Origin of the sequence: Streptomyces sp. NPDC006235 (assembly GCF_040613735.1) — a bacterium.
Classification (GTDB): domain Bacteria; phylum Actinomycetota; class Actinomycetes; order Streptomycetales; family Streptomycetaceae; genus Streptomyces.
The window spans coordinates 142,764-155,860 of the sequence record NZ_JBEXSR010000002.1 but is presented as its reverse complement, the minus strand read 5'-3'; the positions used below and the strand labels follow the sequence as shown (position 1 = coordinate 155,860).

Annotated in this window: 11 protein-coding genes and 1 pseudogene; 6 read left to right on the top strand and 6 right to left on the bottom strand. The window is 71.9% G+C overall.

Going from position 1 to position 13,097, the window contains the following annotated elements; translation table 11 throughout:
- Positions 1 to 211: 211 nt before the first annotated feature.
- Positions 212 to 805, top strand: coding sequence for an isopentenyl-diphosphate Delta-isomerase (gene idi, locus ABZ192_RS02885; RefSeq protein ID WP_356922728.1), 594 nt, complete (start codon positions 212 to 214; stop codon positions 803 to 805).
- A gap of 25 nt (positions 806 to 830) precedes the next feature.
- On the opposite strand, the gene ABZ192_RS02880 is transcribed toward idi, so the two are convergent.
- Positions 831 to 1,337, bottom strand: a complete 507-nt coding sequence (locus ABZ192_RS02880) for an ATP-binding protein (RefSeq protein WP_356922958.1) — start codon at positions 1,335 to 1,337, stop codon at positions 831 to 833.
- A 218-nt stretch (positions 1,338 to 1,555) separates the two neighbouring features.
- Here ABZ192_RS02880 and ABZ192_RS02875 point away from each other — a divergent pair, with 218 nt between their 5' ends.
- Complete coding sequence (locus tag ABZ192_RS02875) at positions 1,556 to 2,311, top strand: enoyl-CoA hydratase/isomerase family protein (protein WP_356922727.1); 756 nt, start codon at positions 1,556 to 1,558, stop codon at positions 2,309 to 2,311.
- Here ABZ192_RS02875 and ABZ192_RS02870 read toward each other — a convergent pair.
- The 3 genes and pseudogenes from ABZ192_RS02870 to ABZ192_RS02860 all read right to left on the bottom strand — a co-directional run.
- Positions 2,298 to 2,615: pseudogene (locus ABZ192_RS02870) on the bottom strand (DJ-1/PfpI family protein); the annotation flags it as partial. The gene ABZ192_RS02875 and the pseudogene ABZ192_RS02870 overlap by 14 nt on opposite strands.
- A gap of 123 nt (positions 2,616 to 2,738) precedes the next feature.
- Positions 2,739 to 3,734, bottom strand: coding sequence for an NAD(P)/FAD-dependent oxidoreductase (locus ABZ192_RS02865; protein ID WP_356922956.1), 996 nt, complete (start codon positions 3,732 to 3,734; stop codon positions 2,739 to 2,741).
- 349 nt (positions 3,735 to 4,083) lie between these two features.
- Positions 4,084 to 5,715, bottom strand: coding sequence for an MFS transporter (locus ABZ192_RS02860; protein WP_356922726.1), 1,632 nt, complete (start codon positions 5,713 to 5,715; stop codon positions 4,084 to 4,086).
- Between the two features lie 300 nt (positions 5,716 to 6,015).
- Between ABZ192_RS02860 and ABZ192_RS02855 the strand changes: the two genes are divergently transcribed.
- The gene (locus tag ABZ192_RS02855; protein WP_356922955.1) at positions 6,016 to 6,600 is read left to right on the top strand and encodes a TetR/AcrR family transcriptional regulator; all 585 of its coding nucleotides are present in this window, start codon (positions 6,016 to 6,018) and stop codon (positions 6,598 to 6,600) included.
- A gap of 353 nt (positions 6,601 to 6,953) precedes the next feature.
- On the opposite strand, the gene ABZ192_RS02850 is transcribed toward ABZ192_RS02855, so the two are convergent.
- Positions 6,954 to 7,604, bottom strand: a complete 651-nt coding sequence (locus tag ABZ192_RS02850) for a TetR family transcriptional regulator (RefSeq protein WP_356922725.1) — start codon at positions 7,602 to 7,604, stop codon at positions 6,954 to 6,956.
- Positions 7,605 to 8,128: 524 nt separating this feature from the next.
- Here ABZ192_RS02850 and ABZ192_RS02845 point away from each other — a divergent pair.
- From ABZ192_RS02845 to ABZ192_RS02835, 3 genes are all read left to right on the top strand, one after another.
- Positions 8,129 to 8,260, top strand: a complete 132-nt coding sequence (locus ABZ192_RS02845) for an LPFR motif small protein (RefSeq protein ID WP_010042827.1) — start codon at positions 8,129 to 8,131, stop codon at positions 8,258 to 8,260.
- Positions 8,261 to 8,402: 142 nt separating this feature from the next.
- A complete protein-coding gene (locus tag ABZ192_RS02840) occupies positions 8,403 to 10,787 on the top strand; it encodes a Tex family protein (RefSeq protein ID WP_356922724.1) in 2,385 nt (794 codons plus the stop codon).
- Positions 10,788 to 10,892: 105 nt separating this feature from the next.
- Entirely contained in the window at positions 10,893 to 11,450 is a 558-nt protein-coding gene (locus ABZ192_RS02835) for a putative glycolipid-binding domain-containing protein (protein WP_356922723.1), read from the top strand.
- Here the strand turns inward: ABZ192_RS02835 and ABZ192_RS02830 are convergent.
- Complete coding sequence (locus ABZ192_RS02830) at positions 11,447 to 13,087, bottom strand: ABC-F family ATP-binding cassette domain-containing protein (protein WP_356922722.1); 1,641 nt, start codon at positions 13,085 to 13,087, stop codon at positions 11,447 to 11,449. The two genes, ABZ192_RS02835 and ABZ192_RS02830, sit on opposite strands and share 4 nt — an antisense overlap.
- Positions 13,088 to 13,097: the final 10 nt, after the last annotated feature.

Genomic DNA, 13,097 nt, shown 5'->3' with positions numbered 1-13,097 from the left:
CGCCCGCGCCCTGGCTCTCACCGCACCGGCGGGGACGATTTTCGGCCCACCGCGCCGGGCACGATCCCCTACTGGGTCCCTCTTCCGGGGTCCGAGCGGCGCCGCCGCGCTCCGCGCCACCGCGCGGGACATGCGGGCGCGTCGCGAAGTGCCGGGAGTGCCGGATTCGTACGGCAGACTTGGGGCGCGAAGACCGATGTGAAGGATGGGTATGCCGATCACACCTGCCACCGCGACGCACAGCCCGTCGAACGGCACCGCAGACGCGATTTTGCTGGAACTGGTCGACGAGGACGGCGTGACGATCGGCACCGCGGAGAAGCTCGCCGCCCACCAGCCGCCCGGGCAGTTGCACCGCGCGTTCTCCGTGTTCCTCTTCGACGAGTACGGCCGGCTGCTGCTCCAGCAGCGGGCGCTGGGCAAGTACCACTCCCCCGGTGTGTGGTCGAACACCTGCTGCGGCCACCCCTACCCCGGTGAGGCGCCCTTCGCGGCGGCGGCGCGGCGGACCTTCGAGGAACTCGGCGCCTCCCCGTCCCTGCTGGCCGAGGCGGGCACGGTCCGCTACAACCACCCGGACCCAAAGTCCGGTCTGGTGGAGCAGGAGTACAACCACCTCTTCGTCGGGATGGTGCAGGCCGTGCTGCGGCCGGATCCTCAGGAGGTGGCGTCGACGGCGTTCGTGACCCCGCCCGAGCTGGCGGAGCGGCACGCCAAGGACACCTTCTCGTCCTGGTTCATGACCGTCCTGGACGCGGCCCGGCCGGCGATCAGGGAGCTGACCGGCACGTCGGCCGGCTGGTGACGACGACCCTGGCGGACCGGGATTCCTAGGGGAAGCGCACGGGCTTGAGCGGCAGGGTGGCCCAGATCACCTTGCCGCCGCTCGCGGTGTGATCGACCTCGCACACCCCGCCCGCCTCCCGGGTGATCTCCCGCACCAGCAGCAGTCCGCGGCCGCCGGTCCGGCCGTGGTCGGTCTCCAGTGCGGTCGGCCGGTAGGGGTGGTTGTCCTCCACGGCCACGCGCAGCCACTCGGCACCGACGGCCAGTTCGACGGCGATGGTCGGTGAGAGCACCGCCGCGTGCTTCACGGCATTCGTCACCAGTTCCGAGACGATCAGCAGCAGCCCCTGGGCCAGATCGTCCGAGACGGGCACCCCCTGACGCATCAGCAGGTCCCGTACGGCGTGCCGCGCCTGCGGCACCGAGGCGTCGACCGCCGGTGCGGTGAATCGCCAGACCCCTTCGTACGGCAGCGGATCCGCGGGCCCGGGGCCGAGGGGCGCCGCGCCGCCCTCTGGGCGTGGGCCGGACCCACGCCCGTCGTTGTCCATCGTCCGGTCGCCACCCTCGCGCTCGATTGTCGCCACATCCCGAGTGTTGGTAAGGATGCGCTCCCTACCCCAGTGCTGAACAGAAGTCAGCAACTATCGAGCACTTATGACCGTTGGCGTATGACACGGTCAGTTGTGGGACTGGTCCTGTCCCTGTTGTGCCGTCTCGGCGAACTATTCGGGTTGTACGGGTTTGGCATCCGGATAGCATCCGGCGCATGGAGCCGCAGTTGCTGTACAGCGTGACCGACGCGGTCGCGACGGTCGTCATCCGCCATCCCGAGAAGCGCAACGCCATGACGGCCGCGATGTGGCGTTCCCTGCCGCCGCTGCTGGAGCGGCTCGCGGGTGATCCGGCCGTGCGGGCGCTGGTGCTCACCGGCGAGGGCGGGACGTTCTGCGCCGGGGCCGACATCTCGACACTGCGGGGGTCACCGGAGGAGGCGCAGCGGCTGGCCGTGGCGGCTGAGGAGGCACTCGCCGCGTTCCCGAAGCCGACGCTGGCGGCGGTGCGCGGGCACTGTGTGGGCGGCGGGGCGCAGTTGGCGGCGGCCTGTGATCTGCGGTTCGCCGAGGAGGGCGCGTTGTTCGGCGTGACGCCCGCGAAGCTCGGCATCGTCTACCCGGCGTCCTCGACCAGGCGGCTGGTGTCCCTGGTGGGTCCGGCCACCGCCAAGTACCTGCTGTTCTCGGGGGAACTGATCGACGCGGAGCGGGCGCTGCGCACCGGGCTGGCCGACGAGGTGCTGCCCGAGGGGGAACTGGGCAAGCGGGTCGCCGAGTTCACGCGGGTCCTGGCGTCCCGGTCGCAGCTGACACAGGCCGCGGCCAAGGAGTTCGCGAACGGCCGCACGGACCGCGACGCGCACTGGGCCGCACGGGCACGCGAGAGCGGCGACACCGCGGAGGGCGTCGCCGCGTTCATGGAGCGCAGGCGGCCACAGTTCAGCTGGAGCGTTCCTACGTCAGGATGACGCCGGAGTGCGAACGGACCAGTTCGACGAGGTGCGCGGGGGCCTTCTCGGGTGATCCTGCGCCGTAGGGCGGCTGGGGGTCGTACTCCGTGGCGAGCTGGACGATCCGCGCGTGGTCGTCGCCGGCGATCCGGCCGAGCAGGGTCAGTCCCATGTCGATGCCGGAGGAGACGCCGGCGGCGGTGACGTACTTGCCGTCGGTGACGACCCGCTCCCCCGTCGGCTCGGCGCCGTGGTGCTTCGGCTCCTCCAGGGCCAGCCAGCGGGAGGTCGCGCGGCGGCCCCGAAGGAGTCCGGCGAGGGCGTCTGGAAACTGATCAGTTTCCAGACGGGAAAACAGAATGGTCTCCTCACCGGTGAAGGTGAGGCGAGCGGTGACGGGCCGAGATCGCAGGGCTTCAAGATCATCCTGTGACCCCTTTTGCGCCTACCTCGGCGATCCCCCCTGGAGGGCCGCGTCGGTGTCCGCGATGGCCAGCATCCTGTTGATGTCGGCGCCGGCCAGTGCGCCGGCCGCTGCGGACGCCCCGACCTGGGCGACCAGATCGGTGACGTTGCCGGCCACCCACACACCCGGCACCTCGGTGGTGCCGGCCAGGCCGGAGGCGAAACCGCGGCCCTTCGGCAGGTCCTGCACCGGCAGGCCCAGACCTTCCAGGCCCTGGGTGCGGGCCTGCATCGGCGCGGCGATCGCGAGGACGCGGCGGGCCACGACCTGGCCGTCGGCCAAGCGCACCCCGGCGAGGGCACCGTCCTCGTCGTTGACGACCTCGGTGACCGGGGTGTCGATGACGCGGATGCCGCGGGCGGCGAAGCGGGCGCGGCTGTCCTCGTCCAGGTCGGTGCCGTGGGTGAAGTACGTCAGGTCCTCGGTCAGCTGACGGAACAAATGCGCGTGCTCGATGGAGACCGGTCCGGTGTCGAGGACGCCGATGGGCTCATCGCGCACCTCCCAGCCGTGGCAGTACGGGCAGTGCACCACACTGTCCCCCCAGTGCTCGGCGAGCCCGGGCACCTCCGGCAGCACATCCGTGAGGCCGGTGGCCACCAGGATGCGGCGAGCGGTGATGCTGCGGCCGTCGGCCAGGGTGACGGTGAAGCGCAGGTCCCCGTCCGCCGACGGGGCGGCGGACTCGGCCGAGACCACCTCGCCGAGCACGACGCGTCCGCCGTACTGGCGCACCTGCTCCCGGCCCCGTCGAAGGATCTCGGACGGCGGGGTGCCGTCCAAAACGATGAAGCCATGCACGGCCTCTGCGGGCGCGTTGCGCGGGGAGCCGCTGTCGATCACGACGACCGAGCGGCGGGAGCGGGCGAGGATCAGTGCACCGTTCAGCCCCGCGGCGCCCCCGCCGATCACCACCGCGTCGACGGTCCCCTCGGCCAGTGCGTCGCTCGCGTACGGAGGAGTCGCCACAGCCATGACCTCCTGCCTTTCCTTGTCAGTCATGGTTTCGGTCAACCCTTCGAGTTCTGGTGGTTGGTTGGAGGGGGTCAGCCGTTCAGGAAGCCCACGATGTGGCCGGCGACCGTCTTGGGCTGTTCGAGGCGCAGGAAGTGCCCGGCGCCGGTATGACGATGCGTTCGCCGAGGACGGTGAGGTGTTCCGGCAGGAGACCCGCTGGCCGTGGACCGTGGACCACGCCCGCGCCCGGCGCGTCCCGCGCCGCCGGGCTCCTGCCCGACGCGCCTGGCGGGCGATCCGGCGGGGGCGGTGCCCGGCGACCCGGCGGACGCGTCCCCGGCGATCCAGTGGACGCCCCGTCGGCGATCTAGCGGGTGGACCCGGCGTGCTCCCGGACAGTCGCCGTCTCGCTCGCCGTCGTCCCGGCCCCCGGCTCGGCGCTCTGCTTCGCGAAGCCGCGCCGGCCCGGCAGGACCGCGAGGACGATCAGTGTTCCGGCGGCCATGATGATCCCGCCGATGAGGCTGGTCTGGGCGACTCCGTGGGCGAAGGCCTGGTGGACGGCGTCCACGGCGGCCTGGGCCTGCTGGGGCCCGGCGGAGGGATCCTGCGCGACCCGCTCAGCGACGGCCAGGCCGGCGCCGACCGAGTCCTTGGCGGTCTCCATCGCCTCCGCCGGGAGCCGGTCGCCCACCAGGTCGGTCAGCTCGTCCCGGTAGGCCGTGCCCAGCAGCGAGCCCAGCACCGCGATGCCCAGCGCCCCGCCCAGCTCCAGCGCGGTGTCGTTGACACCGCCGCCGACGCCCAGCTCGGACTCGGGGAAGGAGCCCATGATCGTGTCGGTCGCCGGGGAGATGGCCAGTCCGAGCGCGAGGCCCAGCATCATCATCGGCGCCAGGAAGTCCCCGTACGTCGAGCCCTTGTCGATCTGGATGAGCAGGAACATGCCCGCCGTGCCGATGGCCAGGCCGGTCACGACCATCGCCTTCACCCCCAGCTTCGGGGTGAGCATCCCGGTCAGCGCGGACCCGACGAACACCGCACCGGCCAGCGGCAGCAGCCGTACACCCGTGTCCAGGGCGCCGTAGCCGAGGACGAACTGCAGGAACTGCGTCGCGTAGTAGATCACGGCGAACATGCCGAAGAAGAAGAACAGCACCGCGAGCATCGAGCCGCTGAAGGGCCGCAGCGCGAACTTCCGGACGTCCAGCATCGGGTGCGGGCGCCGCAGCTCCCAGGCGACGAAGGCGACCAGACCGACACCGGCGACCACGGCGGCGGTGACGGGGCCGACGCCCCAGCCGGAGTGCGGGCCCTCGATGGCGGCGTAGATCAGGGAGCCGACGGTGACGATCGACAGCAGACCACCGACGTAGTCGATCCGGCCCATGCCCTCCGCCTTGGACGGCGGTACCAGGGCGAGCGCGCCGAACACGCCGAGGACGGCGATCGGCACGTTGATCAGGAAGGTCGAGCCCCAGGCGTGGTCCTCGAGCAGCCAGCCGGAGACCAGCGGTCCGACGGCCACCGCCAGCCCGGAGGTCGCGGCCCAGGCGGTGATGGCCTTGGTCCGCTCGCTCCGGGGGAAGGTCGCGACCACCAGGGACAGCGTGGCCGGCATCACGACCGCGGCACCGACACCCATGATCGCGCGGGCCACGATGACCAGCGAGGTCTCGTCGACCATGCTCCCCATCACCGAACCGCCGGCGAAGATCAGCAGACCCAGCACCAGCGCGCCGCGCCGGCTGTACTTGTCGCCGATCGCGCCCAGCACCAGCATCAGCGCCGCGTACGGAACGGTGTAGCTGTCGACGACCCACTGCAGATCACTGCTGCTCAGGCCCAGGTCGCTGGTCATGTCGGGGGCGGCGACGATCAGCGACGTGTTCGCCATCACCGTGATCAGCAGGCTCAGGCACAGCACGAGCAGCGCCCACCAGCGCCGCGCGTACGGCCCGGTCATCTTCTCCACGGGGGTGTTTGCAAGGAAGGGCATCAGTAGCTCCTGAGAGGGACGGGACGGACGGGCGGGAGCACTTAATTGCCCATCGATGTGCAGACTAGTTTATTGCCCCTCGCTGTGCAACTATCGCGATGACTCCCTCCTCCCACCCGCCCTCGAGGTACCGACGTGACCCGCCGACCAGCACGAACACCGACGACGATTCCGAGACGGCCTCCGGCCCGACCCCACGAGACGCCGCCCCCTCCTGCTCCGACTTCGACTTCGTCCCCCTCGCCGACTTCGACCGCGACTTCGGCGCAGCGGCGGGACGCGCCGGCCACCCGTGCCCGGATCCTCGACGCGGCTCGGCGGGAACTGACCCGCGACCCCGACAGCCGTCTGGAGGACATCGCCACCGCCGCCGGTGTGGCCCGGCGCACCGTGTACGTCCACTTCGCCTGCCGGGCCGCGCTCGTCGAAGGCCTGGCCGCCGAGGCCGCGGAGGCGATCCGGCGCGCCGTCGCGGGTGCCCCGGCCCCGACCTCCGACGCCGTCGCGGACCTGGCGCGATTCGTCCTCATGGTGTGGCCCGTCGGCGACCGCTACCGCACCCTCATCCGGCTGGCCCGCGGCCAGGACCTCACACGCGCACGCGTCGACGAACTGCTGGCCCCCGCCCGCGACATGGCCACGAGGGTCTTCGCCCACGGCCGCCGACAGGGCGTCTTCCAGACCACCGTCCCGCCCGACCCGCTCGGCCGAGCCATCGAGGCCCAACTGCTGGCCCTGCTCGACTGCATCGACCGCGGCCTGTGCTCCGACGACGGCACCGGCGCCGCCACCGCCGCCCTCATCGCCGCCGGAGTCGCCCCGGACACCGCCATCGCGAAGGTCGATCAGGTACGGAAGTCCGGGTCGCTCCCGAGTCCCGTCTGAAACCCCGTGCCCGTACCCCACTCGCACTCACACAAACGTCCGCCCCCAACTCCCTGCCCCCCGAAGCCCTTTGGAGGAGAGCCGATGCCAGGGCTCCGGCGGCCTCCGGCAACCGCGTCACCTTCAAGGACCTCAAGGTCGCGGGCCGCGTCGCCCTGCCCGAGGCGGGTGAGAAGTCGCTCGGCCAGGTCTTCGCCGAGCCGATCGCGCCGCGGAACATCCCCGACGGCCTCCGACTGCGCTCGGTCACCACCACGGAGCAGGGCCTCACCGCCCACTTCTCCGGCGAGTCGGTCACCTTCCGCCGCGACGACGCCCGGGACACCTCGGCGAACGGGTCGGCCGGAGAGAAATCAGGTGCCGTGGGCCGGAAGAGCCGTAGCCATCGCCGACGCGACCTCCTCGACCACCGCGCTCGCCCGATCCTCCGGCACGCCGGCCGCGATGAGGGTGGCCGTGGCGATCCGGTGCCCGTCGTCCTCCAGCGCGCCGGTGTTGACGGACTCCACCAGAGCTACGATCAACGCCATCAGGCCTGCGCTCTGCACGGCCGGCGGCAGATGGGAGTGGAAGACGCCGTCCCGCTGCCCCCGCTCCAGGATCCCGATGGCGGCCTCCTGGGCCGGCGCCAGCACCTCGGTGACGCGCTCGGAGCCGAGGTCCCGCCGGGTGAGCGCCAGCAGCATGCGGTAGCGGTCGCCCACGGGCCACATCCGCAGTACGAACCACGCCAACGCCCGCTCGGCCGACTCCCCCGGCTCCGGCCCGGCCTCCACCGCGTTCCGCAACGTCTCGGCGGCTTCCTCGGCGAGCGCCTCCAGCAGCGCCGCCCGCCCCGGGAAGTGCCCGAAGAGGGTGCGCCGGACGACCCCGGCGGCCCGCGCCAGCTCCTCCAGCGTGACATCGGGGTTCCGCCCCAGCTCCTCACGGGCCGTGGCCAGGATGCGCGCCCGGTTGGACCGCGAATTACGGCGCAGCGGCTCGCGGGCCACGTGCTTGCTCACGGAGAACCTCGCAGCATCAAAGGACGGACGAACGACCCCCCATTTTGTCACGCCGAGCCGAAGCCCCCGTATCACGCCCCAGCAGCCGCTGCCTCACGCGGGACCCGCCCCACCTCGTGGCCCCGAAGCTCGGCCGACGCGGAACCGAGCGCGCCCGGTGCGGCCCTCGCGCTTGTTCCTCGACGAGAGCCCCGGCGCGCCGGGCGCCGCCGCCGACCTCGTCCGTCGCGGCCATCCCACCGACCACCCCCGTCGGATCGGACCGCGAACTCCCGGATCACCATGTTCCCGAACACCGCCCGCCCGTCATGGTGCAGAGGGCCAGCCCGGCGGCGTTCGCGCAGGCGGCGCTCACGGCCGGGGCGTATCCGGCGGATCTGCTCGGCAAGCGCTGACCGGGTGCTGTCCACGGTCGCGGGCACGTGTGTGGGCACGTGTGGGGGGCCGTGACGCATGGTGAGGCTTTGGCGAGGTACCCGGTCTCTCCCGGCCGCTGCGGTCGGGAGAGGAGAAAGGGGAATTACGTGTTCCGTGCCATTGCAGACGTGCTGCGCCAGATCGGCGGCGCCATCGCCACCGTCGTGACGCTGCCCTTCCGGGCGCTGGCCCGGCTTTTCGGCGGCGCTTCGTCCTCCACCCGCAGCCGCAGGGTCTGAGCGGCGGCGCCCGAGCCGCGGGGTGTGACCGCGGGTTCTGACAGGAACCGTCCCGACCTGCCCGGTGCCGCCCTGACCCCGAGTGTCGGTGTCACCTGCCACAATTGCCGCGCAACCTCAGTGGAGAAGGCGGTACGGGATCGTGACGACACCCGGGACCCTCGCAGCAGGGTCCATCGAAGGCAGGATCGCCGAGGAGCTCGGCGTACGGGAGCGGCAGGTCAGGGCTGCCGTGGAGCTGCTCGACAGCGGTTCTACGGTGCCCTTCATCGCCCGCTACCGCAAGGAAGCGACCGAGATGCTCGACGATGCGCAGCTGCGCACCGTCGAGGAGCGGCTGCGCTATCTGCGGGAGCTGGAGGAGCGTCGGACGGCGATCCTGGACTCGGTGCGGGAACAGGGCAAGCTCACCGAGGAACTGGAGGCGCGGATCCGGGGCGCGGAGACCAAGGCGCGCCTGGAGGACATCTACCTCCCGTACAAGCCCAAGCGGCGCACCAAGGCGCAGATCGCGCGCGAGGCCGGTCTCGAGCCGCTGGCGGAGGGGCTGCTCGGCGATCCGACCGTCGAGCCCCTCGCCGCGGCCGCCGCGTTCGTCGACGCCGACAAGGGCGTGGCCGATCCGCAGGCGGCCCTCGACGGCGCCCGGGCGATCCTCACCGAGCGGTTCTCGGAGGACGCCGACCTGATCGGCGAGCTGCGCGAGCGCATGTGGGTGCGCGGGCGGCTGTCGGCCAAGGTCCGGGAGGGCAAGGAGGAGGCGGGCGCGAAGTTCGCCGACTACTTCGACTTCGCCGAGCCGTTCACGGAGCTCCCCTCGCACCGCATCCTGGCGATGCTGCGCGGCGAGAAGGAGGAGGTCCTCGACCTCGTCCTGGAGCCCGAGGAGCCGACCGACGGTCCGTCGTCGTACGAGGGGATGGTCGCGCACCGGTTCGGGATCGCCGACCGGGGCCGCCCCGGCGACAAGTGGCTGCTGGACACGGTGCGCTGGACCTGGCGCACCCGCATCCTCGTCCATCTCGGCATCGATCTGCGGCTGCGGCTGCGCACGGCCGCCGAGGACGAGGCGGTGCGGGTCTTCGCGGCCAACCTGCGCGACCTGCTGCTCGCCGCTCCCGCGGGCACGCGCGCGACGCTCGGGCTCGACCCCGGTTTCCGTACGGGTGTGAAGGTCGCCGTCGTCGACGCGACCGGCAAGGTCGTCGCCACGGACGTCATCCACCCGCACGTCCCGGCCAACCGGTGGGACGAGGCCATCGCCAAGCTGGCCCGGCTCGCGAAGGAGCACGCGGTCGAGCTGATCGCCATCGGCAACGGCACGGCGTCCCGCGAGACCGACAAGCTCGCCGGAGAACTGATCACCAAGCACCCGGAGCTGAAGCTCACGAAGGTGATGGTGTCCGAGGCCGGCGCGTCCGTGTACTCGGCGTCCGCCTTCGCCTCGCAGGAGCTGCCCGACATGGACGTGTCGCTGCGCGGCGCCGTGTCGATCGCGCGGCGGCTCCAGGACCCGCTGGCCGAGCTGGTGAAGATCGACCCGAAGTCGATCGGTGTCGGCCAGTACCAGCACGACCTGTCCGAGGTGAAGCTGTCGCGTTCGCTGGACGCGGTGGTGGAGGACTGTGTGAACGGCGTGGGCGTGGACGTCAACACGGCGTCGGCCCCGCTGCTCGCCCGGGTCTCCGGCATCACCTCCGGACTCGCCGAGAACATCGTGGCGCACCGTGACGCCAACGGCCCGTTCAAGTCCCGCGGTGAGCTGAAGAAGGTGGCGCGGCTGGGTCCGAAGGCCTACGAGCAGTGCGCGGGCTTCCTGCGGATCCGCGGCGGTGACGACCCGCTGGACGCGTCCAGCGTGCACCCGGAGGCGTACCCGGTGGTCCGGCGCATGGTGAAGACCGTCGGGCAGGAGGTCGCGGGGCTCATCGGCAACACGGCGGTGCTGCGCTCGCTGAAGCCGCAGGACTTCGTGGACGAGACGTTCGGTCTGCCGACGGTCACCGACATCCTCAAGGAGCTGGAGAAGCCCGGCCGCGACCCGCGTCCGGCCTTCAAGACGGCCGCCTTCAAGGAGGGCGTGGAGAAGATCTCCGACCTGTCGTCCGGGATGATCCTGGAGGGCGTCGTGACGAACGTCGCCGCGTTCGGCGCGTTCGTGGACGTCGGGGTCCACCAGGACGGTCTGGTGCACGTGTCCGCGATGTCGAAGACGTTCGTCAAGGACCCGCGGGACGTGGTGAAGCCCGGGGACATCGTCAAGGTGAAGGTCCTCGACGTCGACATCCCGCGCAAGCGGATCTCGTTGACGCTGCGTCTGGACGACGAGGCGGCCCCGCAGGGGCAGGGCGGCTCCGGCGAGCGCCGGCAGCGGGGCGGGCGTCCGCCGCAGCAGCGGCAGGGCGGTGCCGCGGGGCGCCGTGGTGGCGGTGGCGGTTCGCGTCAGGCGCCGCCGCCTGCCAACGGGGCGATGGCCGACGCGTTGCGCCGGGCGGGCCTGGTCGACCCCAAGAACGGCAAGCGCTGACGGCTCGGCTGTGGGGAGCTGCGGGGCCGTTGTGGCTGGTCGCGCAGTTCCCCGCGCCCCTGGTGAAGAGGCGCTTCGCGCCTTTCACGATCTACAGTGGCCGGTATGTCTGCTTCGCGTGTCATCACCTGGGACGTGTCCGCGAGCCGGGGGGTCGAGACCGCCTGGGTCGAGCTCGGGGGCGGTGTGATGCGGGCGCGCGGGCGGGCCGTCGGGACCGTCCCCGAGCCGTACTGGGTCTCCTACGAGCTCGAAACCACTGAAGGGTTCGTGACCCGGCGACTGAGCGTCAGGGTGGAGACGGCGGCGCAGGAACGCGTGCTCGACCTGCGGCACGACGGTCATGGCACGTGGACAGGAAACGGCGAGCCACTGCCCTGTGTCGACGGCGCCCTCGACTGCGACTTGGGGCTGTGCCCGCTCACCAACACCATGCCGGTGCTCCGGCACGGGCTGCATCGGGCGCCCGGTGAACGGGAGTTCCTGATGGCCTGGGTGTCGGTGCCCGAGCTGGCGGTGCGGCCGTCGCTGCAGACGTACACGCACCTCGGCCCCGGGCGGGTCCGGTATGCCTCCGGCGACTTCCGCAGCGACCTGGAGATCGACGCAGAGGGGTATGTCGTGGAGTACCCCTCGCTGGCCACCCGTCTGACGGTTCGTTAGCGCTCGGTCACCTTTCCGTCCGCCACCTCCAGGCGGCGCGTGACGTGTACCGCGTCGAGCATGCGGCGGTCGTGGGTGACCAGCAGGAGGGTGCCCTCGTAGGAGTCGAGCGCGGACTCCAGCTGTTCGATGGCGGGCAGGTCGAGGTGGTTGGTCGGCTCGTCGAGGACCAGGAGGTTGACGCCGCGGCCCTGGAGCAGCGCCAGGGCCGCTCGGGTGCGCTCGCCCGGGGAGAGGGTCGCCGCGGGGCGCAGGACGTGGTGCGACTTGAGGCCGAACTTGGCCAGGAGGGTGCGGACCTCGGCCGGTTCGGTGTCCGGGACGGCCGCGCGGAAGGCGTCCATCAGGGGCTCCTGGCCGTGGAACAGCTTGCGGGCCTGGTCGACCTCGCCGAGCAGGACGCCCGAGCCGAGAGCCGCGTGCCCGGCGTCGAGCGGGACGCGGCCGAGCAGGGCGGCGAGCAGGGTGGACTTGCCGGCGCCGTTCGCGCCCGTCACCGCCACCCGGTCCGCCCAGTCGATCTGGAGGGACACCGGGCCGAGGACGAAGCCGCCGCGGCGCACCTCGGCGTCCCGCAGGGTCGCGACGACGGCGCCCGAGCGCGGGGCCGACGCGATCTCCATGCGCAGCTCCCACTCCTTGCGGGGTTCCTCGACGACGTCCAGCCGCTCGATCATGCGCTGGGTCTGGCGGGCCTTCGCGGCCTGCTTCTCGCTGGCCTCGCTGCGGAACTTGCGGCCGATCTTGTCGTTGTCGTTGCCCGCCTTGCGGCGCGCGTTCTTCACGCCCTTGTCCATCCAGGAGCGCTGCATCTGCGCGCGGTCCTGGAGGGCCGACTTCTTGTCGGCGTACTCCTCGAACTCGTCGCGGGCGTGCCTGCGCGCGACCTCCCGCTCTTCCAGGTAGGCCTCGTAGCCACCGCCGTAGAGGTTGATCTGCCGCTGGGCGAGGTCGAGTTCGAGGACCTTGGTGACCGTGCGGGTGAGGAACTCGCGGTCGTGGCTGACGACCACCGTCCCGGCCCGCAGCCCGTTCACGAAGCGTTCGAGGCGCTCCAGGCCGTCGAGGTCGAGGTCGTTGGTGGGCTCGTCCAGGAGGAAGACGTCGTAGCGGGACAGGAGCAGGGAGGCGAGGCCGGCGCGGGCGGCCTGGCCGCCGGACAGCGACGTCATCAGCTGGTCGAGATCGACCGCGAGGCCCAGGGAGTCGGCGACCTCCTCGGCGCGTTCGTCGAGGTCGGCGCCGCCGAGTCCGAGCCAGCGCTCCAGGCTCGTGGCGTAGGCGTCGTCGGCGCCGGGCGCCCCGTCGACCAGGGCCTGGGTCGCCTCCTCCATGGCGCGCTGGGCCTCGGCGACGCCGGTGCGGCGGGCCAGGAACGCCCGTACGGTCTCGCCGGGGCGGCGGTCCGGCTCCTGGGGCAGGTGGCCGACGGTGGCGGTCGGCGGGGACAGGCGCAGCTCGCCCTGCTCGGGGGCGGTGAGTCCGGCGAGCATCCTGAGCAGGGTGGACTTGCCGGCGCCGTTGGCTCCGACCAGGCCGATCACGTCGCCGGGCGCGACGACGAGGTCGAGCCCGGCGAACAGGGAGCGGTCGCCGTGGCCGGCGGCGAGGTTCTTGGCGACGAGGGTGGCAGTCATCAGAGTGCCG

Bases quoted from the DNA above. Each gene is read 5' to 3' on its own strand.
- ABZ192_RS02830 (WP_356922722.1), bottom strand. From the start codon at position 13,087: ATGACTGCCACCCTCGTCGCCAAGAACCTCGCCGCCGGCCACGGCGAC.
- ABZ192_RS02860 (WP_356922726.1), bottom strand. From the start codon at position 5,715: ATGCCCTTCCTTGCAAACACCCCCGTGGAGAAGATGACCGGGCCGTAC.
- ABZ192_RS02875 (WP_356922727.1), top strand. From the start codon at position 1,556: ATGGAGCCGCAGTTGCTGTACAGCGTGACCGACGCGGTCGCGACGGTC.
- ABZ192_RS02865 (WP_356922956.1), bottom strand. From the start codon at position 3,734: ATGGCTGTGGCGACTCCTCCGTACGCGAGCGACGCACTGGCCGAGGGG.
- idi (WP_356922728.1), top strand. From the start codon at position 212: ATGCCGATCACACCTGCCACCGCGACGCACAGCCCGTCGAACGGCACC.
- ABZ192_RS02835 (WP_356922723.1), top strand. From the start codon at position 10,893: ATGTCTGCTTCGCGTGTCATCACCTGGGACGTGTCCGCGAGCCGGGGG.
- ABZ192_RS02880 (WP_356922958.1), bottom strand. From the start codon at position 1,337: ATGGACAACGACGGGCGTGGGTCCGGCCCACGCCCAGAGGGCGGCGCG.